Source organism: Ruegeria sp. R14_0 (assembly GCF_017743975.1).
In the GTDB taxonomy this organism is placed as follows: Bacteria; Pseudomonadota; Alphaproteobacteria; order Rhodobacterales; family Rhodobacteraceae; genus Ruegeria.
Genome location: NZ_JAGHRC010000001.1, coordinates 912,451 through 937,618, shown reverse-complemented (window position 1 = coordinate 937,618; position 25,168 = coordinate 912,451). Strand labels below are relative to the sequence as shown.

The 25,168-nt window shown below is 57.9% G+C and carries 26 protein-coding genes; 12 read left to right on the top strand and 14 right to left on the bottom strand.

Features of this window, described 5'->3' with window-relative positions:
* Window positions 1–9 precede the first annotated feature (9 nt).
* Genes obgE through J7416_RS04565 form a run of 3 tightly spaced genes read left to right on the top strand, consistent with a single transcriptional unit; the run spans window position 10 to window position 3,442 of the window.
* Complete coding sequence (gene obgE, locus J7416_RS04575) at window positions 10–1,044, top strand: GTPase ObgE (protein WP_209223482.1); 1,035 nt, start codon at window positions 10–12, stop codon at window positions 1,042–1,044.
* On the top strand, window positions 1,032–2,138 hold the full coding sequence (gene proB / locus J7416_RS04570) for a glutamate 5-kinase (protein WP_209223480.1): 1,107 nt from the start codon (window positions 1,032–1,034) through the stop codon (window positions 2,136–2,138). Before obgE ends, proB begins: the two co-directional genes overlap by 13 nt.
* A 41-nt stretch (window positions 2,139–2,179) precedes the next feature.
* Window positions 2,180–3,442: a glutamate-5-semialdehyde dehydrogenase gene (locus tag J7416_RS04565; protein ID WP_209223478.1), complete on the top strand. Its 1,263-nt coding sequence runs from the start codon at window positions 2,180–2,182 to the stop codon at window positions 3,440–3,442.
* Here the strand turns inward: J7416_RS04565 and J7416_RS04560 are convergent.
* The gene (locus J7416_RS04560) at window positions 3,439–4,035 is read right to left on the bottom strand and encodes a histidine phosphotransferase family protein (RefSeq protein ID WP_209223476.1); all 597 of its coding nucleotides are present in this window, start codon (window positions 4,033–4,035) and stop codon (window positions 3,439–3,441) included. The two genes, J7416_RS04565 and J7416_RS04560, sit on opposite strands and share 4 nt — an antisense overlap.
* A gap of 44 nt (window positions 4,036–4,079) precedes the next feature.
* Here J7416_RS04560 and J7416_RS04555 point away from each other — a divergent pair, with 44 nt between their 5' ends.
* The 5 genes from J7416_RS04555 (at window position 4,080) to tsf (ending at window position 7,867) form a co-directional block, all read left to right on the top strand.
* A complete protein-coding gene (locus tag J7416_RS04555; protein ID WP_209223474.1) occupies window positions 4,080–4,262 on the top strand; it encodes a DUF3553 domain-containing protein in 183 nt (60 codons plus the stop codon).
* Between the two features lie 97 nt (window positions 4,263–4,359).
* Window positions 4,360–5,115, top strand: coding sequence for a GNAT family N-acyltransferase (locus J7416_RS04550; RefSeq protein WP_209223472.1), 756 nt, complete (start codon window positions 4,360–4,362; stop codon window positions 5,113–5,115).
* Window positions 5,102–5,956 carry a lysophospholipid acyltransferase family protein gene (locus J7416_RS04545; RefSeq protein WP_209223470.1) on the top strand — a complete coding sequence of 285 codons (855 nt, stop codon included), beginning with the start codon at window positions 5,102–5,104 and terminating at the stop codon, window positions 5,954–5,956. The genes J7416_RS04550 and J7416_RS04545 overlap by 14 nt, the downstream gene beginning before the upstream one ends.
* 166 nt (window positions 5,957–6,122) lie before the next feature.
* Window positions 6,123–6,914, top strand: a complete 792-nt coding sequence (gene rpsB / locus J7416_RS04540; protein ID WP_209223468.1) for a 30S ribosomal protein S2 — start codon at window positions 6,123–6,125, stop codon at window positions 6,912–6,914.
* Between the two features lie 77 nt (window positions 6,915–6,991).
* Complete coding sequence (tsf, locus tag J7416_RS04535) at window positions 6,992–7,867, top strand: translation elongation factor Ts (RefSeq protein ID WP_209223466.1); 876 nt, start codon at window positions 6,992–6,994, stop codon at window positions 7,865–7,867.
* Between the two features lie 366 nt (window positions 7,868–8,233).
* Here the strand turns inward: tsf and J7416_RS04530 are convergent, their stop codons facing one another.
* From J7416_RS04530 to J7416_RS04520, 3 genes are all read right to left on the bottom strand, one after another.
* The gene (locus J7416_RS04530) at window positions 8,234–8,989 is read right to left on the bottom strand and encodes a LuxR family transcriptional regulator (protein WP_209223464.1); all 756 of its coding nucleotides are present in this window, start codon (window positions 8,987–8,989) and stop codon (window positions 8,234–8,236) included.
* Entirely contained in the window at window positions 8,986–9,435 is a 450-nt protein-coding gene (gene aroQ / locus J7416_RS04525) for a type II 3-dehydroquinate dehydratase (RefSeq protein ID WP_209223462.1), read from the bottom strand. The genes J7416_RS04530 and aroQ overlap by 4 nt, the downstream gene beginning before the upstream one ends.
* 104 nt (window positions 9,436–9,539) lie before the next feature.
* Complete coding sequence (locus tag J7416_RS04520; protein WP_209223460.1) at window positions 9,540–10,541, bottom strand: NADPH:quinone oxidoreductase family protein; 1,002 nt, start codon at window positions 10,539–10,541, stop codon at window positions 9,540–9,542.
* Between the two features lie 136 nt (window positions 10,542–10,677).
* Between J7416_RS04520 and J7416_RS04515 the strand changes: the two genes are divergently transcribed.
* Together J7416_RS04515 and J7416_RS04510 are read left to right on the top strand one after the other, a co-directional pair.
* On the top strand, window positions 10,678–11,496 hold the full coding sequence (locus J7416_RS04515; protein ID WP_209223458.1) for an SDR family oxidoreductase: 819 nt from the start codon (window positions 10,678–10,680) through the stop codon (window positions 11,494–11,496).
* A 14-nt stretch (window positions 11,497–11,510) separates the two neighbouring features.
* Window positions 11,511–12,545: a phosphotransferase family protein gene (locus J7416_RS04510; RefSeq protein WP_209223456.1), complete on the top strand. Its 1,035-nt coding sequence runs from the start codon at window positions 11,511–11,513 to the stop codon at window positions 12,543–12,545.
* A gap of 5 nt (window positions 12,546–12,550) precedes the next feature.
* Here J7416_RS04510 and J7416_RS04505 read toward each other — a convergent pair whose 3' ends face one another.
* The gene (locus J7416_RS04505; protein WP_209223454.1) at window positions 12,551–13,159 is read right to left on the bottom strand and encodes a 2-hydroxychromene-2-carboxylate isomerase; all 609 of its coding nucleotides are present in this window, start codon (window positions 13,157–13,159) and stop codon (window positions 12,551–12,553) included.
* Between the two features lie 194 nt (window positions 13,160–13,353).
* Between J7416_RS04505 and J7416_RS04500 the strand changes: the two genes are divergently transcribed.
* Window positions 13,354–14,583 carry a serine hydrolase domain-containing protein gene (locus J7416_RS04500; protein WP_209223452.1) on the top strand — a complete coding sequence of 410 codons (1,230 nt, stop codon included), beginning with the start codon at window positions 13,354–13,356 and terminating at the stop codon, window positions 14,581–14,583.
* A 49-nt stretch (window positions 14,584–14,632) separates the two neighbouring features.
* Complete coding sequence (locus J7416_RS04495; protein WP_209223450.1) at window positions 14,633–15,502, top strand: acyl-CoA thioesterase II; 870 nt, start codon at window positions 14,633–14,635, stop codon at window positions 15,500–15,502.
* Here the strand turns inward: J7416_RS04495 and J7416_RS04490 are convergent.
* The 9 genes from J7416_RS04490 to J7416_RS04450 all read right to left on the bottom strand — a co-directional run bounded on the left by J7416_RS04490 (window position 15,499) and on the right by J7416_RS04450 (window position 25,146).
* Window positions 15,499–16,266, bottom strand: a complete 768-nt coding sequence (locus J7416_RS04490) for an SDR family NAD(P)-dependent oxidoreductase (protein WP_209223448.1) — start codon at window positions 16,264–16,266, stop codon at window positions 15,499–15,501. The genes J7416_RS04495 and J7416_RS04490 overlap by 4 nt on opposite strands.
* A 120-nt stretch (window positions 16,267–16,386) precedes the next feature.
* Window positions 16,387–17,616, bottom strand: coding sequence for an acyl-CoA dehydrogenase (locus tag J7416_RS04485; protein ID WP_209223446.1), 1,230 nt, complete (start codon window positions 17,614–17,616; stop codon window positions 16,387–16,389).
* Window positions 17,617–17,744: 128 nt separating this feature from the next.
* On the bottom strand, window positions 17,745–18,434 hold the full coding sequence (phoB, locus tag J7416_RS04480; protein WP_209223444.1) for a phosphate regulon transcriptional regulator PhoB: 690 nt from the start codon (window positions 18,432–18,434) through the stop codon (window positions 17,745–17,747).
* Window positions 18,435–18,446: 12 nt separating this feature from the next.
* The gene (phoU, locus tag J7416_RS04475; protein WP_209223442.1) at window positions 18,447–19,148 is read right to left on the bottom strand and encodes a phosphate signaling complex protein PhoU; all 702 of its coding nucleotides are present in this window, start codon (window positions 19,146–19,148) and stop codon (window positions 18,447–18,449) included.
* Between the two features lie 16 nt (window positions 19,149–19,164).
* The gene (gene pstB / locus J7416_RS04470) at window positions 19,165–19,962 is read right to left on the bottom strand and encodes a phosphate ABC transporter ATP-binding protein PstB (protein ID WP_209223440.1); all 798 of its coding nucleotides are present in this window, start codon (window positions 19,960–19,962) and stop codon (window positions 19,165–19,167) included.
* 14 nt (window positions 19,963–19,976) lie between these two features.
* Window positions 19,977–21,308, bottom strand: coding sequence for a phosphate ABC transporter permease PstA (gene pstA / locus J7416_RS04465; protein WP_209223438.1), 1,332 nt, complete (start codon window positions 21,306–21,308; stop codon window positions 19,977–19,979).
* On the bottom strand, window positions 21,305–22,777 hold the full coding sequence (pstC, locus tag J7416_RS04460; RefSeq protein ID WP_209223436.1) for a phosphate ABC transporter permease subunit PstC: 1,473 nt from the start codon (window positions 22,775–22,777) through the stop codon (window positions 21,305–21,307). Before pstC ends, pstA begins: the two co-directional genes overlap by 4 nt.
* An 87-nt stretch (window positions 22,778–22,864) precedes the next feature.
* A complete protein-coding gene (locus tag J7416_RS04455; protein WP_170424842.1) occupies window positions 22,865–23,905 on the bottom strand; it encodes a substrate-binding domain-containing protein in 1,041 nt (346 codons plus the stop codon).
* A 194-nt stretch (window positions 23,906–24,099) separates the two neighbouring features.
* Window positions 24,100–25,146 (bottom strand): ATP-binding protein, encoded by a 1,047-nt coding sequence (locus tag J7416_RS04450; protein WP_209223434.1) that lies wholly within the window; start codon window positions 25,144–25,146, stop codon window positions 24,100–24,102.
* Window positions 25,147–25,168: the final 22 nt, after the last annotated feature.

The following is a 25,168-nucleotide window of genomic DNA, read 5'->3' as shown; positions in this document are numbered from 1 at the left end:
GGGACACACATGAAATTTCTCGATCTTGCAAAGGTCTACATCCGGTCCGGGGCCGGAGGTGGCGGCTGCGTCAGCTTTCGGCGCGAAAAATACATCGAATACGGCGGTCCCGATGGCGGTGACGGCGGTAAAGGCGGGTCTGTTTGGGCCGAAGTTGTGGATGGGCTGAACACCTTGATCGACTTCCGCTATCAGCAGCATTTCTTTGCCAAGAACGGCCAGCCTGGTCGCGGTCAGCAGCGGACGGGTAAGGATGGCGACGACATCATCCTGCGCGTGCCCGTTGGGACTGAGATTCTGGACGAAGACGAAGAAACCGTCATCTGTGACCTGACCGAAGTTGGGCAGCGCTTTCTGCTCGCCAAGGGCGGTAATGGCGGCTTTGGCAACCTGCACTTCAAATCGGCCACCAATCAGGCCCCGCGCCGCGCCAATCCCGGTCAAGCAGGGATTGACCGCACGATCTGGCTGCGTCTGAAGCTGATTGCGGATGTGGGCCTGCTGGGTATGCCCAATGCGGGCAAATCCACCTTTCTGGCGGCCACATCAAACGCGCGCCCCAAGATCGCTGATTATCCGTTTACGACCCTGCATCCCAATTTGGGCGTCGTAGGGGTCGATAACGTCGAATTCGTTGTGGCAGATATTCCGGGTCTTATCGAAGGTGCCCACGAAGGGCGTGGTATCGGGGATCGTTTCCTGGGTCATGTCGAACGCTGTGCAGTGCTGCTGCATCTTGTCGACGGCACGTCAGAGACTGTCGCCGAAGACTACCGCACCATCATTCATGAGCTTGAAGCCTATGGCGGCGAACTGGCGAAAAAACCCCGCATTACCGTGCTGAACAAGGTCGATGCGCTGGATGAAGAGGAATTAGAAACCCAGAAGGCCGAGTTGGAAGAAGCTGTGGGTGGCCCCGTGATGACCATGTCCGGCGTGGCACATCTGGGCGTGACCGAGGTGCTGCGCGCGCTCCGCACACAAATCGACGAAAACCGCCTGCGCCAAAAACCCGTTGAGGAGAAGACGACGTGGCAACCCTGACTTCCGCGCGTCGCCTCGTAGTCAAGATCGGGTCCGCCTTGCTGGTGGACCGCGACACGGGTTTGTTGAGGTCGGATTGGTTGCACTCGCTGGCGCAGGACGTGGCGTGGCTCAAAGGGCAGGGGACCGATGTTATTCTGGTCTCGTCTGGCTCAATCGCGTTGGGGCGCGGTGTTTTGGGTTTGCCGATGGCGACCTTGCCTCTGGAACAATCACAGGCCGCCGCTGCTGTGGGCCAGATCCGATTGGCGCGCTCTTATGAAGAGGCGCTGACCCCGTACGACATCACCACCGCGCAGGTTCTGGTAACGCTGGAAGACAGCGAAGACCGCAGACGCTATCTGAATTCTCGCGCAACGCTTGAGACCTTGCTGAGCCTGGGCGTCGTGCCGATTGTCAACGAAAACGATACAGTTGCAACGGATGAGATCCGTTATGGCGACAATGACCGACTTGCCGCGCAGATCGCCGTAACCGTTGGCGCCGATCAGTTGATCCTGCTGTCGGATGTGGACGGCTTCTATACCGGTAACCCCAACGAGGACAGTACAGCCAAGCGGTTCGATGTGATCGAAACCATCACGCCCCAGATCGAGGAAATGGCGGGCGATGCCGGGTCCGGTCTGTCCAAGGGTGGGATGAAGACCAAACTGCTGGCCGCCAAAATGGCAACGGCAGCAGGGTGCGACATGGCGATAACCGAAGGGTCGACGCTGAACCCTCTGAAAACGCTGGAAGAAGGCGCAAACTGCACGTGGTTCACCGCAACACTTGATCCGCACGCGGCGCGCAAGCGCTGGATTTCAGCCATGAAACCGCGCGGCGAGATCGTGGTGGATGCCGGCGCGGCCAAGGCGTTGGGCAATGGCAAAAGCCTGCTGCCCGCGGGTATTGTCGAAGTCACCGGTGATTTTGGCCGCGGGGATCCGGTGGCTATCATCGATCCGCAAGAGCGTCGGCTGGCGCAGGGTCTCAGCCGCTATACCGCGCAAGAGGCGGACGCAATCAAGGGGCGGAAGTCTTCAGAGATCGAGGCTACGCTGGGCTATCCGGGCCGCGCCGTTTTGATCCACCGTGATGATTTGGCGCTGTAAGGGCGCGATGATAAAAAAAGACCGACCGAAAGGCATATGAGATGAAGGATTTCGACAACATTCCCGCCCTGATGGCCGATCTTGGAAAACGGGCCAAGGCAGCATCGGCCGATCTGGCCTTTGCCAGCGCCGAGCGTAAACACGCCGCGTTGATCGCAGCGGCAGATTCTGTTTGGGCCAACCGCGTCCAGATCATCGAGGCGAACAAGAAAGATCTGGAGTTCGGTCGCGAAAAGGGCCTGAGCCCGGCGATGATGGACCGCCTGATGTTGGACGAAGCGCGCGTGCAAGGCATGGTCGACGGCCTGCGCACTGTCGCGGATCAGGCCGACCCTGTCGGCGAGGTCCTGACCGAATGGGACATGGCCTCGGGCCTCAACATCCAACGAGTCCGTACGCCTTTGGGCGTGATCGGGGTGATCTATGAAAGCCGTCCGAATGTCACCGCCGATGCAGGCGCGTTGTGCCTGAAGTCGGGTAATGCGGTGATCCTGCGGGGCGGGTCCGAGAGCTTCCACTCATCAACCGCCATTCACGCCTGTCTGGTTGAAGGCTTGAAGGCCGCGAACCTGCCCGAAGACGCGATCCAACTGGTCCCCACCCGCGACCGAGCTGCGGTACAGGAATTGCTGACCATGACGGACTATGTGGACGTGATCGTCCCTCGCGGTGGCAAAGGTCTTGTCGGGCTGGTGCAGCGCGAAGCACGGGTGCCGGTATTCGCCCATCTGGAAGGCATCGTGCATATCTATGTCGATAAGGCCGCCGATCCGCAAAAAACGCTGGATGTGGTGCTGAATGCAAAGACTCGGCGAACGGGGATATGCGGTGCCGCTGAATGTCTGCTGATCCATCAGGACGTGGCCGAAACACTGGGCCGTGACATCATTTCAGCGCTGCTTGCAGCCGGTGTTGAAGTCCACGCCGAAGGCACGCTGGCCGTCGACGGTGCGGCCGCCGCAACCGCTGAGGACTGGGGCAAGGAATTCCTCGACAGCATCATCGCAGCCAAACCGGTCGCGGATATCAACGCGGCGATTGCACATATCCGGCAATACGGCTCGAACCACACTGATTGCATCATGACAGAAGATGCCGATACCGCCGCCCGGTTCTTTGAGCGGCTGGACAGCGCGATCCTGATGCACAATGCCTCAACCCAGTTTGCCGACGGGGGTGAGTTTGGCATGGGCGCCGAGATTGGCATTGCCACCGGCAAAATGCACGCGCGCGGCCCGGTCGGGGCCGCCCAGCTGACCAGTTTCAAATATCTGGTGCGCGGCAACGGGACGGTTCGGTCCTAGAAACGGATCACAACGCGGGTTGAGGTGGTTTCCGACGCAACCCGCCGTCCCATGGTCGCAGCCGTTTGCGGCAAGAGGGCGAATTGAACATGCGCGGGCGTGACTTTGTTGGCAAACTGCCCCTTGGGCAGGTTTTTCCAAAGGTCGGCGTCGACATTTAGCTTGTCGGCAACCCCGGTCACGGTCCAGGCACCACCTGTGTTTGCAACGGTAACGTCACCGCCCATCGGCATGGCACATTCGCAGCACATCAAAGCCAGAAACGCGAGTTTGACCTGATTGCGCGGCACCGCTTCGGTCACGTGCCAGTTGACGCGCACACGGCCGACGCTTTCAACGTCTTTCAACAGTTCGGAGACCTCGGTCCGACCCAAAGGCTGATCGCTGGCCGAGCCGAATGCGACGCGGAAGAACCGGATTCTTGCCCCCGCACTGCCGACACTGCCCGATATCAGCTCCATCTCGGGGCCCTGCACGGATCCGACCATCTCAAGCAGTTCCAAGCCGTTGGTGATCGCTCCAATCGGGCTGATCAGATCGTGGCAAATTCGCGATCCGATAAGCTCGGCCAGATTGACGTTGGTGTCGCCCATGCGTACCTCTCCTGTTGTATCTGCCGCCGGACCGGAGCCCGAACATGACAGACCTCAATGCTATACTCGCACCGGGCATGTACGTCCGCCACCCCGATTTCCCCGAATGGGGCATTGGACAGGTTCAGTCCAACATCGCTGGCAAGATCACCGTGAATTTCCAGGAACAGGGAAAAGTGGTGATTGACGGAAATCGCATCGCCCTGACGCCCGTCTTTGATCCGTGAAACTGGTTTAAGATTGGTTAACGCCTGCAACGGCGCCGCCGGTTGCCATCCTGCCGAAATCTGCGGTATCAGCGCGCAAACAAGAACGGAAACGCCGATGCCGAATGCAGGCCCCACTTTCACCGTCAAGCTCGCAGAGTCCGAGGCTGAATTGCGCGCGGCGCAAAGGCTGCGCTACGACGTATTCGTCCGCGAACTGGGCGGCGGGGGCGAGATGGTGGACCACGAGGCCGGGCTGGAGCAGGACCGGTTCGATCCCTATTTCGACCACATGCTGGCCTATGACGATGCCACAGGCGAAGTTATCGGCGTTTACAGGCTGTTACCGGGCGAACGTGCACTGGAATTGGGGCAGTTCTACTCCGAGGATGAGTACGATCTGACCGTTTTGAAGCAGAGCGGCCGCAAGCTGTTGGAGCTTGGTCGCTCTTGCCTGCATCCCGACTATCGCGGTGGCACAGCGATGTATCACCTGTGGAACGGTTTGGCCGCCTATGTAAACGAGCGCCAGATTGAGGTGTTGTTTGGTGTCGCTAGCTTCCATGGCATCGACGTGCAGAAACTGGCGCAACCGCTGTCGATGCTGCACCACAATCACATCGCCCCAGAGGACCTGAGGGTCAGGGCACAACCGGATGTGTTTCAGTCCATGGATCTGGTCGCGCCCGACGCGCTGGATCGGCGCGCGGCGATGGTGCAGGTACCCGCTTTGATCAAGGCCTATCTTCGGTTGGGCGGCTTTGTGGGCGAGGGGGCGTTTATCGATCATGCGTTCAACACCACCGATGTCTGCCTCATCCTGGACACCGCACGCATGAACGAACGCCAGCGCCGCATCTATGGCGGAGCCTGACCCGGTGTCCGAACCACTTTGGGATAGCGAGGACGCGCCTGACCCAATCGAACTGGGCGTTCTGGGTTGGCTACTGGTGATCCTTCGCGGCGTGCCGCTGGCATTGCTAGTTTTTGGGGGGCTGATCGTCCTGCTGGCCGTCCGTCTTGTCGAATACCCATTGTTCGGTCTTCGTCGTCCGGTCACGCCGTTTATCGCACAGTTTGTCTGCCGCAATGCGCTCCGGCTGCTGGGCATCGGTATTCGTTATTCTGGGGAATTGATGACCGAGCGGGGCGCCGTGGTTGCCAACCACACCTCCTGGCTGGACATCTTCGCGCTCAATGCGCGCAAACGGGTCTATTTCGTATCAAAGGCAGAAGTCGCCAAATGGCCCGGCATCGGCTGGCTGGCCCGTGCAACCGGCACCGTGTTCATTGAGCGCGACCGGAAGAAGGCTCGAGAACAGACACAGGTGTTCGAAGAACGCTTGAAAGCCGGGCACAAGCTGCTGTTTTTTCCCGAGGGCACATCGACCGACGGATTGCGAGTTTTGCCTTTTAAAACAACGCTCTTCGCCGCGTTCTTTGCAGATGAGCTGCGGGATTTCATGTATGTGCAGCCGGTCTCGGTGATCTTTCATGCACCCATAGCTCAGCCCGACAGGTTCTATGGCTGGTGGGGCGATATGGAGTTCGGGCCGCATCTGCTCAAGACCTTGGGCGCGCGCAGGCAGGGCGCGGTTGAGCTGATTTATCACACCCCGGCCAAGGTCAGCGACTTTCCCGACCGCAAAGCACTAGCCGCGCATTGCGAAGAGGCCGTGCGCCACGCGCATTCGTTGGCGCGCCTTGAAAAATAAGGGCGATTGGCCCTTGCACTGCATTCAAACCTGCCGTATACGCGCGCCATTCAAACCCGCAGGCGGGGTTTGGGCTTTGTAGGGGAGACATCCTTATCTGGCCCGCCGGTTGGAGCATCCGCTTCTTTCACCCCCGCCGAGGCGTAAACCGGAAAAGGAAAATAGCATGGCTCTTCCCGAGTTCACCATGCGTCAGCTGCTGGAAGCTGGCGTTCACTTTGGTCACCAGACACAGCGTTGGAATCCCCGCATGGGCCCGTTCATCTACGGCTCGCGCAATGGCATCCACATCATGGACCTGACCCAGACCGTTCCGATGCTGGACCAGGCTCTGCAGGCCGTTCGTGATACCGTCGCAAAAGGTGGCCGCGTTCTGTTCGTAGGCACCAAGCGTCAAGCCGCTGGCCCGATCGCCGAAGCCGCTGAAAAGTCGGCTCAGTACTACATGAACCACCGCTGGCTGGGCGGCACGCTGACCAACTGGAAAACCGTTTCTCAGTCGATCAACCGTCTGAACCAGATCGACGAAGCCATGGAATCGGGCGCTGAAGGCCTGACCAAAAAAGAGCGTCTGGGCATGGAACGTGACCAGTCCAAGCTGCAGGCTTCGCTGGGCGGTATCCGTGAGATGGGCGGCGTTCCTGACCTGCTGTTCGTCATCGACGTCAAAAAAGAAGCACTGGCCATCGCCGAAGCCAACAAGCTGGGTATCCCGGTTGTGGCTGTTGTCGACACCAACTGCTCGCCTGATGGTGTCGACTACATCATCCCCGGCAACGACGACGCAGCCCGTGCGATCGCTCTGTACTGCGACCTGGTTGCACGTGCCGCTCTGGACGGCATGACCGCTCAGATGGGCGCTGCTGGCGTTGACATCGGTGCCTTCGAAGAAGCTCCGGCCGAGGAAGCCGTTGCAGAAGAAGCACCCGCCGAAGCAGAAGCACCTGCCGAAGCGTAAGCTGCCCGTCACGTAAATGACATATGGGGCAGGGTATGACCTGCCCCAATTCCGTTTGAATTGAGGAGAGCCTAAAGATGGCAATCACAGCAGCAATGGTTAAAGAACTGCGCGACTCGACCGGCGCAGGCATGATGGACGCAAAGAAGGCGCTGACCGAAACCGGCGGCAACATGGACGAAGCCGTTGACTGGCTGCGCACCAAAGGTCTGGCCAAAGCGGCCAAGAAATCCGGCCGTACCGCAGCCGAAGGTCTGGTTGCAGTGCATGTCGACGGCGGCAACGGTGTTGCTGTCGAGGTGAACTCGGAAACCGACTTCGTCGCGAAGAACGCCGAGTTCCAGGAAATGGTTGGCAAGATCGCTTATGCGGCTGAAGGCGTCGACAATGTCGAAGCTCTGCTGGCGGCTGACCTGGGCGGCAAGAACGTTGCCGACACCCTGACCGACAAGATCGCCACCATCGGCGAGAACATGTCGGTGCGTCGTATGGCCAAACTGTCGGGCGACACCGTTGTGTCCTACGTCCACAACGCGGCCACCAACGGCATGGGCAAAATCGGCGTTCTGGTTGCTCTGTCCGGCGGCGACGAAGCCATCGGCAAGCAGGTTGCGATGCACATCGCCGCCGTGAACCCGGCTGCTCTGTCCGAAGCGGACATGGATCCGGCTGTTGTCGAGAAAGAAAAGCAGGTTCAGATGGATATCGCCCGCGAATCCGGTAAGCCGGAGCAGGTGATCGAAAAGATGATCGAAGGCCGCATGAAGAAATTCGTCGCGGAATCGACCCTGCTGAACCAGCAGTTCGTTGTGAACCCTGACCTGACTGTTGAAGCGGCAGCCAAAGAAGCAGGCGCCACCATCACCGGCTTCATCCGTCTTGAAGTTGGCGAAGGCATCGTGGTCGAAAAAGAAGACTTCGCAGCCGAAGTTGCCAAGGCAGCTCAAGGCTAAGCCAGACCGAGGCCCTGCAAGGGGCCTCAACCTGCACAAATAGGAAAACCGACTACGGAAACGTAGTCGGTTTTTTCGTGCGTGTTACGGCACTTATCCATCACTCACTTGAAGGGATTGAGGGGCCCCGCAGATGGGGATGGTCGAGGCCCCTCAAAGATTCCGACACAGAAACGCGGACAAATAAACGCCCTTATGCCAGAGTGATCGGAGAGCCCTGAAATTGCAAAGATCCGACCAAAACGTTCCCAGGCTAAAGCCACCACTCACGGAACAATATCACTTTGCAACTGGGCCTCAGATTCGGGAAGTCATGATTTCCTTACCCTACGTAAATTGACGCAAATTAGCGTCAAAAAGGGCACATCATGCTTCCATGATGAACATCTGGTTTTGCAAGGATGCCTTGAGGACCGCCTGCGCCGTCGTTTCCACGCTCAAAGCCTCTCGTGCGAGCCTGAGGTGCTTTTCGACGGTCGCTGCCGTCAGCCCCATCAGCAGGGCGATGTCCTGCGTGGTCTTGCCATCGCCAACCCATTCCAGCGCTTCGCGCTGTCGTTTGGTCAGCGCCCTGTTCGGCGCGTTATAGGGCAGGGTGAGGATTTTCAGATGCGCGACATTGTTCATAAGCAGAATGTCTTCGCCATGTTCAGCCCATATGTCATCAACCTCTTGCTGGCTGCGCCCGCCACCTGCTGATAGCGAGATGGCCCCTTTGGATCGCATTGAGACCGAGGTGAAGCTGATTGTATAGCCCGCAACAACACCTTTTGAGCGGTTGAACTCATGGACCCGACGCTCCTCGGCACTCATCGAGCCGTCGGCGCTCATGTCCTGGATCATTTTCCAGCTGGCCGCGCCTTCGTTGTTCAACGCCCATTTCAGCATCGGGGCGTTAAAGTACAGGCCGTCGCGCAGAAAACCATCCAGATACCCCTTGCCGTGGTTCGTCAGGATGGTGAAGTCTTCCGGATCGCCCAGCGACGTTTCCGTTCTGTAACGCGTATAGCCATAGAGCAAGCGATCAAATCCGAATTTCGCCATCTGACGGCAATGGGCATCCCAAAGCTCTTCCAGAGTTTTCACGTAACTGAGGAAATTCAGATACTCGCTTAGCTTCATACAGCCCCCTTGTCCCGAAAATGCGCTGACAGCGCATCCAGCGCCATAACGTAGCTTTGCAGCCCGAATCCGCAAATTTGGCCCAGTGCAACACGTGCAATGTAGGATTTGTGGCGGAAAGCTTCGCGCGCGTGGATGTTGGACAAGTGAACCTCGACCACTGGCAGCTCGACCGAGCTGATCGCATCCATCAACGCGATGGATGTGTGTGTGTAGGCCCCGGCGTTCAGAACGATCCCGTCCTGATTGCCCTTGGCACCATGAATGGCGTCGATCAGCGCACCCTCGTGGTTCGATTGCAGATGCGACACCTCCAATCCAATGGAGGCGCCGTGGCTGACACAGGTTTCTTCAACCATTTTCAACGTTGTATGCCCGTAAACCTCAGGTTGCCGTGTTCCTAGCAAATTAAGGTTCGGACCGTTCAAGATCAGAACTTTATGCATCAATTCATTGTCCTCGTTACCGGTTCATAAACTCGAATAGGTACGAATGTCCACCGGGCTAGGACTAACTGACCGCTTTGGGCCCGTAAGACATCCGTCACAACTCAGCTTTCCGGCATCGTAACCACAACTTTTCCGAGAACGGTTCTGTCGTTCAAGAGGGTCAAGGCCTCGCTGGCTCGATCCAATGAAAACCGCGCGCTGATTTGCGGTTTGATCTGAGCTTTCGCGTAGAGGTCAAACAATTCGCTGATGTTTTCGCTGTGGCCCTTGGGATCGCGAAAAACCGAGGCGCCCCAGAACACGCCCACGACCTGACACCCTTTCAGCAACGGCAGATTGAGCGGGATTTTCGGAATGCCAGCAGGAAAGCCAACGACCAGAAACCGTCCATTCCACGCCATGCTGCGCAGCGCAGGTTCCGCATAATCACCCCCAACGGCGTCATACACGACATCCACACCATTCGCGCCGGCCAATGTCTTGATTTCGGACGAGAATGCCTTTTGCGCGTCCCGGTCCATGTCGCGTGCATAGACGATGGCTTCATCCGCACCTACCTGAAGGCAAAATTCGGCCTTTTCCTCTGACGACACCGCCGCTATCACGCGGGCTCCCATCGCCTTGCCAAGCTCGATCGCGGCGCTTCCGACACCACCTGCAGCGCCCAGAACCAACAGCGTTTCGCCGGGTTGCAACGCGGCACGGTCTTTCAGCGCGTGATACGAGGTGCCATAGGTGAAGATAAAGCAGGCCGCGTCTTCAAAGGGCATCGTGTCGGGAAACTTGATGGCAGAGGCCGCCTTGACCGTCAGCCGAGTGGCAAAGCCACCATGTCCGGTCAGCGCCAGAACCCGGTCGCCGGGCTCAAACCCCGTTACGCCTTCACCAACGGCCAGAACCTCGCCCGCGATCTCTCCGCCCGGGGCGAAGGGACGAGGCGGTTTGATCTGATACATGTCCCGGATCATCAGCGTGTCGGGGAAATTGACCCCGGCTGCTTTGACGCCGACCAGCAACTCGCCTTTTTTAGGTTCGGGATCGGGCAGTGTCGTCAGTTCCAATGTGTCCGGCCCGCCCGGAGCGACGCTGAGTAAAGCTTGCATAATGATCCTGTTGTCCTTGTTATTCAGTTTAGGAGGAACTTTGGCGCAGCAGCAGATGTTGTCAAGAATCCAGCGGGATGGAAGTCTCGCCCATGACCGCCGTGCGCGCCGACACACAAAAACCGAGGAGCAGACCATGACCCCTGAAACCTTATTCTCACTGCAGGGTAAAACCGCGCTTGTGACCGGCGGCGCCACAGGGATTGGCCGGATGGCGGCCGAAGCTCTTGTCAGGGCAGGGGCTCGCGTCCTGATCGCGTCGCGCAAAGGAGACGCGTGTGAGGCGGTTGCCGCTGAGTTAAACGCGCTGGATGCGCCGGGCCATGCCGAGGGGTTCAGCGGCGATGTCGGCACGGAAGAGGGCGTTCAGGCCATGCTCGACGAGGTGAAGAGCCGAACGGATACCATTGATATCCTGATGAATAATGCCGGCATCACGTGGGGCGCACCGATGGGACAGTTCCCGTATCACGCTTGGGAAAAGGTTATGTCGGTCAATGTCGCAGGCCTGTTCGAACTGACACAGCGCCTGTTGCCGATGCTGATGAAATCGGGAACACCGGATGACCCTGCGCGTGTCGTCAATATCGGATCGGTGATGGGCGAGGTTCCGATGGGCGACGGCGCCTACAGCTATTCCGCCTCAAAGGCCGCTGTGCTGCACTTGACCAAGATCCTGGCAAAGGAGCTTGCGCCGTACCATGTCACCGTCAACGCCCTTGCGCCCGGACCGTTCGTTTCGCGCATGACCGCCTTTGCTACAGGCGACGAAGGAACTCGTGACAAGGTTGGAAAATCGGTGCCGCTGGGCCGTGTCGGGCGAGACGATGACATCGCCGGATGCATGTTGTTTCTTTGTGGGCGTGGTGGCAGCTATGTGACCGGGGCCGTAATCCCTGTTTCCGGCGGGATCAATGTCGTAACGGCTGGCAACATCTTTGCCGAAGCACTTTAGGATGTGGCGATTAGATGTCTGAAACAGATAAGAAATCACAACTCGATCTCGCCGCATTGGATGCGTACCTCAGCGCGCATCTGAAGGGTTATCAGGGTCCGCTGGAAGCCACCAAATTTGCAATCGGCCAATCGAACCCAACGTTTGAGTTGCGTACTCCGACCAAGACCTACGTGCTGCGCCGCAAGCCGCCGGGCGTGTTGTTAAAATCTGCGCATGCGGTTGATCGGGAATTTCGCGTGCAAACTGCACTGGCCGACAGTGCCGTTCCTGTTCCGCGCATGATTTTGTTATGCGAAGATGACAGTGTCATTGGCTCGTCCTTCTACGTGATGGAACGGCTGGAAGGGCGCGTGTTTCTGGAACCCACGATGGACGATGTCGACAGGGCCACCCGAACCGGGGTTCTGGACGAAATGAACCGCGTTCTGGCCGATCTGCATGAGGTTGACATTGATGCTGTCGGTCTGTCCGACTACGGCCCGCCAGGGAACTACTTCGAACGCCAGATCGCGCGCTGGACCAAACAGTATCGCGCGTCCGAGACCGCAACCGTCCCTGAAATGGACGAACTGATCGCGGCGCTCGAGGCCTCCATTCCCGAGGACGATGGCCAACGCACCCTGGTGCATGGGGACTATCGCATCGACAATCTGATGTTTGAACAGGACGGGACACGCTGCATCGGCGTTCTGGATTGGGAACTGTCGACGATCGGCCACCCCTATGCAGATCTGGCTGCGGTGATCATGCAGTGGCAACTGCCCCCCGGAAAAGAGGGGCGCGGTTTGGCCGGCATCGACCGCCAAGCGTTAGGATTGCCGTCAGATCAAGAGTTTATCGACCGGTATTCACAGCGCCGAGGATTGCCGGGGATCGATAATTTTGGGTTCTATCTGGCCTTCAACTTCTTCAGAATGGCCGGAATTCTGCAGGGCGTTTATAAGCGCGCGCTGGACGGCAATGCCTCGGACCCGAAACGCGCGCAGGTGTTTGGGGCATACGTTCCGATCTTCGCCCAGCACGGGCTTGCCGCTCTGAAAGACTAGTCATCTCATGCTGGCGCTTGGGACAGTTCCAGTTCGAGGTTTGCAAGGCTGTTCTTGCCAAAGAACATCTCGGTGCCCGCGAACATGGTGGGCACCCCAAAAACACCACGTTTCACCGCAGCTTTCGATTGCTCCTTGAGTTGCTGTTTGATCTCGGCATCAGTCATTGCTTCTCGAATCTTGCGGGCGGGCAGTTCGTTCTCTTGCAGGATGTCCATCAGAACGTTCAGTTCATCCACCTTTTGCCCGTGCACCCAGATTGCATCAAATATCGCGTCTATATATCTGGATTCCCAAGCTTTACCGGACGCAAAAAGTGCACCGCGCATGGCAAACTTCGTGTTCACCGGGAAATGCGGGCTCATGTGAAAGCTCACCCCGCGGCGTCTGGCATAGCGGTGCAAATCATGGGTTAGATAGGCAGTCTTTTGGCGGTTTTCCGAGAACGCCTCGAACGGGTTTTGATTGTTGGTGGCCTTGAAAACCGTCGGCAGCAGAACCGGCACGTAACGCACCGTTTGATCGTGCCGCTTCGTTAGTTCGGGCAATACCTTGTGCGCTAAAAACGCGTTGGGGCTGCAGAAGTCAAAAATGAACTCTATGGGCTGCGTCATGGTCTGCCTCCGATAATGCGATCAACGAATTGCACTCTGAACCACCAATCGAATCTGTAACGCGTTCAGTGTAACAGTTGCACGAAGTGTGGCGCAGCATCCGACTCTCGAAACGCAAAAAAATGTGAATTACCCTGTTAATTCAGTGTGTCACCGGCCATGCTTGGACCATCGCCCGAGGAGGTTCAATCAAAATGTGCAGCCAGACGAGTTTTGATCCCGACCGATTGAACTGCGTTCGGGACTGGATGCAGCGCTATGTCGACGAGCGGAAGTACCCCGGCAGCTCGCTGCTGATAACTCAGCGTGGGTCAGAGGCATTTTTTCATAGTTGTGGCTTCAGAAGCGTCGAACAAGGCCTGCCGTTTGAACGCGATACCCTGGTGCGCATCTATTCGATGACAAAACCCATTACCTCGGTCGCGGTGATGATGCTGGCCGAGCGCGGTTTGTTTCACCTTGACGCGCAACTTTCTGATTTTCTGCCGGAATTTGGATCCATGCAAGCCTTGATTCCAGGCGCAGAGCGTTTGGATCAGACCGAGGACGCTCCAACTCCGACACTGCATCAGTTGCTGACGCATACCAGCGGTTTCAGCTATCCGTTCAACCCCGGTGTCCTTCCAAAGGCGATGGACGCGCAGGACCTCATCTTTGGTCCCGATCAAGGGCCGTTAACGGACCGAATCCAAGCGTTGGCGAGCCTGCCGCTGGCCTTTCAGCCCGGCAGTCGCTGGGAGTATTCGGTATCCACAGACGTTCTGGGCCGTGTTGTCGAAGTAGTCTCGGGCCAATCGCTGGAAGAGTTCTTTGCGCAGGAAATTTTTGAGCCACTAGGCATGACCCAAACCGGCTTTGCAGTGCCCAAAGGGGCAGGGGATCGGTTTGCCTCGCTCTACACCCCATTGGCCGGTGATGCGATGGCGTTGAACTCTGCGGAAACCGGAGACGATACGCTGCGCCTGACGGATCAGGCGGGTGAGTCGCCCTTTGAACACACGACCACCTTCTCGGGCGGTGGCGGATTGATCAGCACGATCGACGACTACGCCAGGTTTGCCGAGATGTTGCGAAGCCGCGGGCAGGGCAACGGCAACCGATTGCTAGGCCCCAAAACGGTAGATTTCATGTTGCACAATCACTTACCGGGCGACATTGCGTCGATGGGGCCGCAGAGTTTTGCCGAACAACCGATGGATGGTATGGGTTTCAGTCTGGCCGGTGCCGTTGTTGTGAACCCCGGCAGAACGCGAACAGCCGGGTCCCTGGGGGACTTCAGCTGGGGTGGCATGGCGTCGACCTTTTTCTGGATCGACCGCACCAACGATTTTTCCGCCGTGTTTTTCACACAGCTGTCTCCGTCAAGCTCTTATCCATCACGGGCCGAACTCAAGGCGCTTGTGTTGGGCGCGTTGATTGAATGACAAACGTCACCCTGATACGCCTTGCCCGTAGCCAACCGGAGACTCGCCAATGACCGAAGCTGAACGTGTCCTTCTTGACCTTTTGGACCTGGAAAGACTCGAAGTGGATTTGTTCCGTGGCACAGGGTCGGGGGGCGAGACGCCAACCCGGATTTTTGGCGGGCAAGTGGTTTCCCAAGCTTTGGCGGCAGCGTATCGAACGGTTGAGGATCGCATGTGCCATTCTCTGCATGCCTATTTCATTCGGCCAGGAGACCCATCCATTCCGGTTATTTATCAAGTGGATAGAGCGCGAGATGGAGGTTCTTTCACGACTAGACGCGTCGTCGCCATCCAGCACGGCAAACAGATACTGAACCTATCCGCATCCTTTCATATTCAGGACGAAGGCTGGGACCATCATCACCAGATGCCACAGATTGAGGCGCCAGAGAGCTATCCGTCTCGAACGGAATTGCGTGAAAAATACGCTCCGTTGTTGCCAGAGAAACTGCGCATGGAACTGACCCGCGAACGCCCGATCGAGGTGCGTGAGGCCAGTCATCTTGATCCGTTTAAACCGGAAAAGTCCGACGACCGAAATCAGGTCTGGTTCCGCATGCCCGGTGCAGTCGGAGCGGACGCCGCCACGCAACAGCTTTTGCTGACATATGCCTCAGACATGTATCTGATGGGGTCAGGCATGCGGCCGCACGGGCTCAGCTGGTTCACGGGCGAAGTCAACGCGGCCAGTCTGGACCACGCGATGTGGTTCCACGCGCCGATCCATTTTGAAAACTGGCACATGTATTCGATGGATTCACCGTGGAGCGGGCGAGGGCGGAACTTTAACCGGGGATCGATCTACGCGCAGGATGGCACTTTGGTCGCGTCCGTCACACAGGAAGGCCTGATGCGCAAAGCGCAACGCAAACCTTAAACATCCTCGATAAACGCCTGATTTAACTTCATCATTCCGCCCAACCAGCGATCATAATCACCAGCCTTGTGCCGGATGTAATCCAGCACCTGACCGTGCGGCAGGATTAGAAACTGCTCAGCTTCTATTCCATCGACGCAGGCCTGAGCCACATCTTCGGGTTCCAGCATCCCGTCGATAGACGCAACCGAGTCCTCGTGGCCACGTGTCATTTCTGACCGGACAGCCTGCGGACACAAAACAGAAACGCGCAGACCCTTGTGGCCATAGGTCAACGACAGCCACTCGGCAAACCCAACAGCCGCGTGTTTCGTGACGCCATAAGGCGCTGCACCAGGCTGGTTGAGCAATCCGGCGGCGGAGGCCGTCGTCATGATGTAACCGCCACCGCGTGAGATCATGCGTGGCACCAGATGCCGCGCGGTCCAGACATGCGACATAACGTTGATCTTCCAGATCCGGTCCCAGTCTTCGTCCGGCACATCCAAGCCGCCAAGTGTCAGAATACCCGCGTTGGCACAGAACAGATCGATTGGTGCGATCTCATCCTCAACGTGATTGATCAGAGCTTGGATGCTGTCTTCATCCGCAACGTCGCAGGTAAACGCATGTCCGCCAATTTCCTTTGCAACGGACTGAGCGGCAGCGGCGTCGATATCGGCGCAAACAACAGTCGCACCTTCGTGTGCAAAGCGGATGGCCAAACCTTTACCAATGCCATTCGCGGCGCCGGTTACAACGACAGTTTTTCCATTCAGGTGCATCCAAACCTCCGTAAGACACGTTCAGGAAAGGATCCTAAGGCATTGGCGATATGAGGAAAGCCCCAATCGCGCAATGCCGTTTATTTACCATAATACCGATTACACGATAATTGAAATATCCTAGTAGAAGGCCTGCAAACCAGTCTGGGCACGCCCCAGGATCAACGCATGCACATCGTGTGTCCCTTCATAGGTATTGACGGTTTCCAAGTTTACCATATGGCGGATCACCTGGAATTCCAGCGAGATGCCATTGCCGCCGTGCATGTCACGTGTCATCCGCGCGATATCCAGCGCCTTGCCACAGTTGTTGCGTTTGACGATCGAGATCATCTCGGGCGCGGCTTCGGCTTCATCCATCAAACGTCCGACGCGCAAGCTGGCTTGCAGACCCAAGGCGATTTCGGTTTGCATATCCGCCAGCTTTCGCTGGAACAGCTGCGTCTGCGCCAGAGGCTTGTTGAACTGCTTGCGATCCAAGCCGTATTGCCGTGCACCGTGCCAACAGCATTCCGCGGCCCCCATGACGCCCCAGCTGATCCCATAGCGCGCGCGGTTCAGACAGCCGAACGGACCTTTGAGACCTTGGACATGCGGCAACAATGCGCCCTCGTCCACTTCGACGCCGTCCAGAACGATTTCGCCGGTGATCGAGGCGCGCAGGCTCATCTTGTTTTGAATCTTTGGCGCGCTCAGACCTTTGAGACCTTTGTCCAGAACAAAGCCGCGGATCTTGCCGTCATGGGCATCGGACTTGGCCCAAACGATAAACACATCAGCAATCGGAGAGTTCGAGATCCACATCTTGCTGCCGGTCAAACGGTAACCACCGTCAATTTTCTCGGCACGGGTTTTCATGCCCGCAGGATCCGAGCCCGCATCAGGTTCTGTTAGGCCAAAGCAACCGATCCACTCGCCACTGGCCAGTTTTGGTAGGTACTTTCGGCGCTGTTCTTCGCTGCCATAGGCATAGATGGGATACATCACCAGTGAGCTTTGCACCGACATCATCGAACGATAGCCCGAATCCACACGCTCGACCTCACGTGCGACCAAACCGTATGACACATAGCCCGCGCCCAGGCCGCCATATTCTTCGGGAATTGTGGTGCCCAGCAGACCCATATCGCCCATTTCGCGGAAGATTTCCGGATCGGTTTCTTCGTTCTGAAAGGCTTCCAAAACGCGCGGCTGCAGCTTTTCCTGCGCATAGGCCTGCGCGCTGGCGGCGATCATACGCTCGTCTTCGCTGAGCTGATCCGCCAGACGGAACGGATCATCCCATGAAAAAGCGCCCATGTCTGGTGCATCTTTGGCGCGCAAAGTTGGTTTTGTGTTCGGGGCGTTCATCTTGCTTCTCCGCTCAATCAGCTTTTCCGCAAGGTAACCTGCAGACACCGCAAAAAACAGTCAGAGTTTCGCATTGAACTATGAGTAAACCGCATAGACCAGGGCGCGACCGCCCTGCCCTGATTGTATCACCCCAAGGCGTAGCCCGCGCCGCGTACCGTGCGCACCGGGTCTTCGCCGCCATGCTGTGTCAGCGCCTTGCGCAAGCGGCCGATGTGTACGTCAACTGTTCTGGTATCGACATAGATGTCGCGGCCCCAAACCCGATCCAGCAACTGTTCGCGGCTCCAGACACGGCCAGGTTTCTCCATGAACGTGCTCAGCAGACGAAACTCGGTCGGGCCCAGTTTCAACGGCTTGCTGTCGCGGCTGACCTTGTGGGTCTCGGAATCCAGGATGATGTCATCGAATTCCAACCGGATACCAACCGTTGCCGGACGCACACGGCGCAGCTGTGTACGAACGCGGGCCATCAGTTCCACAACCGAGTATGGCTTGACGACGTAGTCATCCGCCCCGGTCTCTAACCCGCGCACCTTGTCGACTTCTTCGGAACGGGCCGAGAGCATGATGATCGGGATCGAGCGTGTATCAGGCCGTGTCTTCAAACGACGGCACACCTCTATCCCGCTCAGGTTAGGCATCATCCAGTCCAGTACGATGATGTCGGGACTGTCTTCATCCACCAGCAGCAACGCCTCGTCACCGCTGCCCGCTTTGGAAACGCGAAACCCTTCTGCCTCAAGGTTGTAGGCCAGCACTTCGCGCTGGGCCAGTTCATCTTCGACCACCAGAACTGTAGGTTGATCAGCCGACATACCCAGTTACTCCTATACGGATTGCGAGGTGATATCGGCCTTTGGCCGCGCCTCGGCCGGGCGTTCACCGGTCACAAGATACACAACCTGTTCTGCAATCGCGGTCACGTGGTCGCCCATTCGCTCGATGTTCTTGGCGATGAAATGCAGGTGCATACAGGATGAGATGTTGCGCGGATCCTCGGCCATAAAGGTCAGGAATTCGCGAAACAGACCATTGTACATCTGGTCGACTTCTTCGTCTCGGTTGATCACATCGGTCGCCAGTTCGGCATCGCGCTGGATGTAGGCGTCCAGTGCGTCGCGCAGCATACGCTCAACCTCGCGCGCCATACGGCGCAGCGCGGCGGCGCTTCCGTTGATCTCACCAGCGTTGACCAGAACCGTGGTGCGTTTGGCGATGTTTTTCGAATAATCACCGATCCGCTCAAGGTTGCCAGAGACCTTCAAGACCGAAAGCACAAGGCGCAGATCGCTGGCTGTCGGTGCGCGCAAGGCAATCAGGCGCGCGGTCTCTTCGTCGATCAGCTCTTCCAGGGCATCAATGGCCTTGTCGCCCTGACGAACCTCTTGTGCCAATTCTTCGTCCCGAGTTTCCAGCGACCGGGCGGCTCCCATGATTGCGGCCTCGACCAGACCGCCCATTTTCATGATATGGGCCTGTATCGCCTCGAGATCGCGGTCGAATACGGATGCAATATGTTGTTCGCTCATGTTCAAATACCTGTCCTCAGCCAATACGGCCGGTGATGTAGCTTTCCGTGCGGGGATCTTCGGGGTTGGTGAAGATCTGCCCGGTTTCACCAAATTCAACCAAGTTACCTAAATGAAAAAATGCTGTCTTCTGGCTAACCCGCGCAGCCTGCTGCATCGAGTGCGTGACGATCACCACCGAATAGCGCGAGCGCAACTCGTCGATCAGTTCCTCGACCTGAGCGGTCGCGATCGGGTCAAGCGCCGAGCACGGCTCGTCCATCAGCAGGACCTCAGGCTCGGTTGCGACAGCGCGAGCGATGCACAAACGTTGCTGCTGACCGCCTGACAGGCCGGTGCCCGGAGCGTCCAAGCGGTCTTTGACCTCATCCCAGATTGCACCGCGGCGCAGGGATTTCTCAACGATCTCATCAAGTTCCGCCTTGTTCTTGGCCAAGCCGTGGATGCGCGGCCCATAGGCCACATTGTCGTAGATCGACTTGGGGAACGGGTTCGGCTTTTGGAACACCATGCCCACCTTGGCGCGCAGCTGCACCGGGTCGACGCGCTTGTCATAGATATCTTCGCCGTCCAGCTTGAACGACCCCATGACGCGCGCGACGTCGATCGTGTCGTTCATCCGGTTCAGACACCGCAAGAAAGTGGATTTACCGCACCCCGAAGGTCCGATGAATGCGGTGACTGTCTTATCTTCGATATCGACATTCACATCTTTGATGGCGTGGGTGTCACCGTAGTACACTTGGCAGTCACGGCACTCCAGCTTGATTTCATTGGTGTCCACTTGTCTCTCCACTCGCGACATGTCGTTCATTGTAGTGCCCTTCCTTACCAGCGGCGTTCAAAGCGGCGGCGCAGGATGATTGCGATGATATTCATGGTCAGCAGGAACATCAGAAGGATGATAATTCCGCCCCAGGCTTTTTCATAGAAGCCAACGTCCGCCCGTGCGGCCCAGGTATAGATCTGAGCGGGCATGGCCGAGTTTGGCTCGGTAAAGCCGGCCAGGAAGCCGTCGGGGTAACCGCGGGCAACAAAGCCCACCATTCCGATCAGCAGCAGCGGCGCGGTTTCACCCAAGGCCTGAGCGAGACCGATGATGGTTCCGGTCAGGATACCCGGCGCGGCCAGCGGCAGCACATGGTGGAACACGGCCTGCATTTTCGAGGCCCCTACCCCAAGTGCGGCATCTCGGATCGACGGCGGAACCGCCTTCAACGACGCGCGGGTCGAAATGATGATCGTAGGCAGCGTCATCAGCGTCAACACCAGACCACCGACCAGCGGCGCTGATTGCGGCAGGTGCATGAACTGGATAAAGACCGCCAGACCCAGAATACCGAACACGATGGACGGAACCGCCGCGAGGTTCGAGATATTCACCTCGATCAGGTCGGTAAACTTGTTCTGCGGTGCGAACTCTTCCAGATAGATCGAGGCGGCCACACCGATGGGCAGCGACAAGACCAGAACCACCAGCATCATGAAGAACGAACCCACGACCGAGGCACCGATACCCGCTCCGCCGGGGTTGTCCACGCCGGAATCCGCGCCGGTGATGAAGGGCCAGTTGAAGGCTTGCTTGATGATCCCCGCCTCTTTCAGCGCGTCGACCAGATCAAGGTCGCTCAACTGCAGGAAACGGCTGTCCTGCAGCGTATCGCGCGACACGCGGCCCTTGAAATAGCCGTCAACACGACTGGAGGCCGCCAGATCAAATTCGATCGGCTCACCCAGCCTATCCGGGTTTTCGGTGTAGAACGCTCGGATCGTGCCCCCGACTTTACCCAAAAGACGCTCGATCGCAGCTTCGTCAAAGTCGACACTGATACCGCTTTCGGCCAGTTCTTTGTTCAATTGAGCGATGAACAGGTCAGAATAGGCCTTCGTTTTAAACAGTGTACCCTCTGCCTCTTCGCGTTGTTCCGGCGTCAACGTGAACTCAACGCTCACAACGGTGCGGGTGAAGGCCGGGATGCCCTCTCGCAGGATCGACGCGAAGAGTACGACCAGAAAGAACAGACCGGTTGCGATGGCGATGATGCCATACAGGCGAAAGCGCTTCTCAGCCCGCGCCCGCTTGCGTGTCCGCTCATCCGTCGCCGTGAGCGATGTGCCGCGACGGCCCGTCTCGGGGGTTTGCATGCTGGCGTCGGTCATTCGTACTGCTCCCGGTACTTACGCACGATGTAAAGGGCGAACACGTTCAGCCCCAGCGTTAGGATGAAAAGGGTCATGCCGAGCGCGAACGCAACCAGCGCTTCGGGGGACGCAAAATCCGCGTCGCCGGTCAGCTGGCTGACGATCTTGGCGGTCACCGTTGTCATGGCCTCAAACGGGTTAAGGCTGAGCCGTGCAGCAGCACCAGCGCCCAAGACCACGATCATGGTTTCCCCGATGGCGCGCGAGGCCGCCAGCAGGATCGCACCGACGATACCCGGCAGGGCCGCAGGCAGAACCACCTGACGGATGGTCTCGGACTGCGTGGCGCCAAGGCCATAAGACCCGTCACGCATGGCCTGCGGCACCGCGTTGATGATGTCATCCGACAAGGACGACACAAACGGGATCAGCATGATGCCCATGACCAGACCCGCTGTCATCACAGCGGTACCGGCCTTCATCCAGCCCAAACCATTGTCGCCGAACACGTCCAGCAGCAGCGGGCCAACTGTCAGCAGCGCGAACAGACCGTAGACGATGGTGGGGATACCAGCCAGAACCTCAAGCAGCGGCTTGGCAAAGGCACGAACCCGTGGCGACGCATATTCGCTGAGGTAGATCGCAGCGAACAGGCCAATCGGAACGGCGACCAGAAGGGCAACGATCGAGATGTAGAACGTGCCCCACAGCAGCGGGATGATGCCAAGCTCGGACGAGCCGCCACGACCAGAGAAGCTGGGCGACCATGTGGTACCGAAAAAGAAGTCGGACGCGGGGTAGAGTTTGAAGAACTCCCACGTGTTGAACACCAACGAAAGGACGATGCCGATCGTGGTCAGAATGGCAATCGAGGCGGCGGCTAGCAAAAGGACGCGGACGCCCTGCTCTACCACATTGCGCGCGCGGTAATCTGCGTGGGTTTGCCACCACCCAATCGCTGCTCCGGCCAATGCCAGCAGGATCACCACGACAGACATGACGCTGTAACCGACGGCGTTCATGCTCGTATAGCTTTGGGCCGCATTCAGAATGGGCTGCGTGATCTCGGAGGTGACGACCTGACCCGCGTCTTTCAGACCTTGCGTTACGACAGCGACGTCCGCGTTCGGATCACGGGCGACCGAAGCTGGCAACTGACCCTGAGAAACCGCAGCGTCCAAACCGGAAGCTGCCCGGCGAACCTCGGCCATGACCAGGCTGCGCGAGGAGCCTTCCTTGATCGCTGTATCCGGGATCAAGCCGGACACCTGGGAATCGACGTAGAGAGGCTGCACCAGCAGCCAGATGATCAAAAGACCAAAGGCAGGCACCACGGTTTTCAGCATAACATTCGCACCGTAGAAGTTCGGCAGCGAATGCAAGCCACGTATGTCTCCGCCCGCGCTTTGCAGCGCACGGGACCGCCCCATTGCATAACCGATCACCGAAATTGCGGCGACGATCAGAAAGAGCCAAAGAATTGGCATGACACCCTCACTGGTCTCGATTGAAAGTTCAAAGCAGCACAGGGGCGACCAAAATGGCCGCCCCCTGCAAGTCGTAGATAGCCAAGATTAGCTGCCCGAGCCCATGGTCACTTCGTTGGCAATCGCTTCCTGAGTTTTTGCCAGCTCAGGGTCAGCAACGAGGCCGTAGTTGGCCAGCGGGCTCGAAGGACCAGCGATTTCGTCAGCAGTGAAGAACTGAGCGTATTCTTTCAGGCCAGGGATCACGCCGATGTGGGCTTTCTTCACGTAGAAGAACAGCGGACGCGAAACAGGGTACTCACCGGTCGAGATGGTCTCGGTCGACGGTGCGATACCCGACATGGTCGCGACTTTCAGCTTGTCGGTGTTGTTTTCGTAGAACGCCAGACCAAAGACGCCGATGCCGTTCGGGTTGGTGTCGATACGCGCCAGAGTTTCGGTGTAGTCACCGTCGATGTCGACCGACTTACCGTCTGTACGCACGTTCAGGCATGCGTCTTCTGCGTCGTCTTCGCTCATGCCGCCAGCGATCATGGCTTCCATGGCGCCGGTTGCTTCACAGCCGATCAGCAGAACTTTTTCTTCAAACACTTCACGGGTGCCGTGCTTGGTGCCGGGGATAAAGCCAGCGATCTCAACGTCGGGCAGATCCGCGTTGAATTCGGCCCAGGTGTTGTAGGGGTTGTCGACGACTTCGCCGTCTTTCAGAACTTTTGCGCCCAGAGCGTTGAAGATGTCCGACGGCTCGAACGCGTTGAAGGCGGGGCCGGACTGCTGGCTTGCGAAGACGATGCCGTCATAACCGATGCGGACTTCCATGATGTCGGTCACGCCGTTTTCGGCACAGGCTTTGATTTCTTTTTCGCGGATTGCGCGCGATGCGTTTGCAACGTCGATGGTGTTCTCGCCAACGCCTTCGCAGAAGCGCTTGAGGCCAGCGGACGAACCACCCGATTCAACAACCGGTGTCGGGAAGTCAGTGTTTTCACCGAACAGTTCTGCGACGATCGAAGCATAAGGCAGAACGGTCGACGAACCTGCGACTTGAACGTTGTCACGAGCAGCGGCGGTGGTGGCCGAAACAGCAGCGATAGCCAGCGCAGAAGCCGACAGTTTTACAAAGGACATTTCAGTCTCCCTGAAAAGTTTGATTGTGATCACCCCCATGATGATCCTGCGGGCACCCCTAAGTGCCGTGCGTAAGCCTTTTGTGACAGGTATGTAACAGCTTTATGACAAGTCACGATTTACTTAGGGTTTCTTAACTTGACGATGCGTAAAGTTGATCCCACCGAACAGCGGCCACTTGGAAAACGTACACATCAACGTGGCAGAATTACTGTGAAAACAGAGCCCTTGCCCAAATCGCTTTCCACGCGCAACCGACCACGGTGGCGGTTAACGATATGCTTCACGATTGCCAGGCCAAGCCCGGTTCCACCCAGCTCGCGCGACCTATGGCTGTCCGCGCGATAGAATCGCTCGGTCAAACGCGGCAGATGAACGGCATCGATTCCCGGTCCCTTGTCACAAATCTGTACACGCACGGCCGGGCCTCGCATCGCGGTGTCCCGTTCGGATGAGGTCAACCGTACATCCACAACGCCGCCGCTACCGCCATACTTGATCGCGTTTTCGATCAGGTTGGTAAAAACCTGACGCAACAGGTCGCTGTCACCGGTCAACGTAATCGGTTCGGACGGCGCATCCAGCGTGAGGGTGACGCTGGCATTCTCGGCCAGTGGTCGCAGAGAGTTCAACGTGGACTGCAATAACCCTATCAGCTCGACCTGTTCTTTCGGCCGGACCCGCTCTTCGCTTTCGACACGGTTCAGCGACAGCAGATCGCCCACCAGCCGGTTCATACGGTTGGCCTCATCCGTCATGATCTGCAGGAACCGCTCACGCGCGGCGACATCGTCCCGCGCCGGACCGCGCAGTGTTTCGATGAACCCCATCAAAGCGGTCAACGGCGTGCGCAACTCATGGCTGACATTGGCGACAAAATCCCGACGCATCTGGCTTGCCTGCTCTAGATGGGTCACATCCTGAAACACGGCCATGACCGCACCGCCCTCTACTGCACCTACACCCTTCATATACCGGCACTGAACCTCGAACGCCGTATCCTGGGCACCATCATTGGCCAAATGCCGGGTTTTGGCAGGGCCTTTTGTGCGCAAGCTCTGTTCCATCGCGTCGATGACCTGCGGCTGGCGCAGAATGGTCGCATAGTGGCGACCTTCGATGTTTTGGCCCAATAGCGTCTTGGCGTCCGTATTGGCAGCGATGATCCGTTCGGTCTGATCCACCATGAGTGCAGGCATGGGAACGGCCGAGATCATTTCGGCAAGCAGATCTTGGGGCATTTCAGACACTTTCGACAGATTT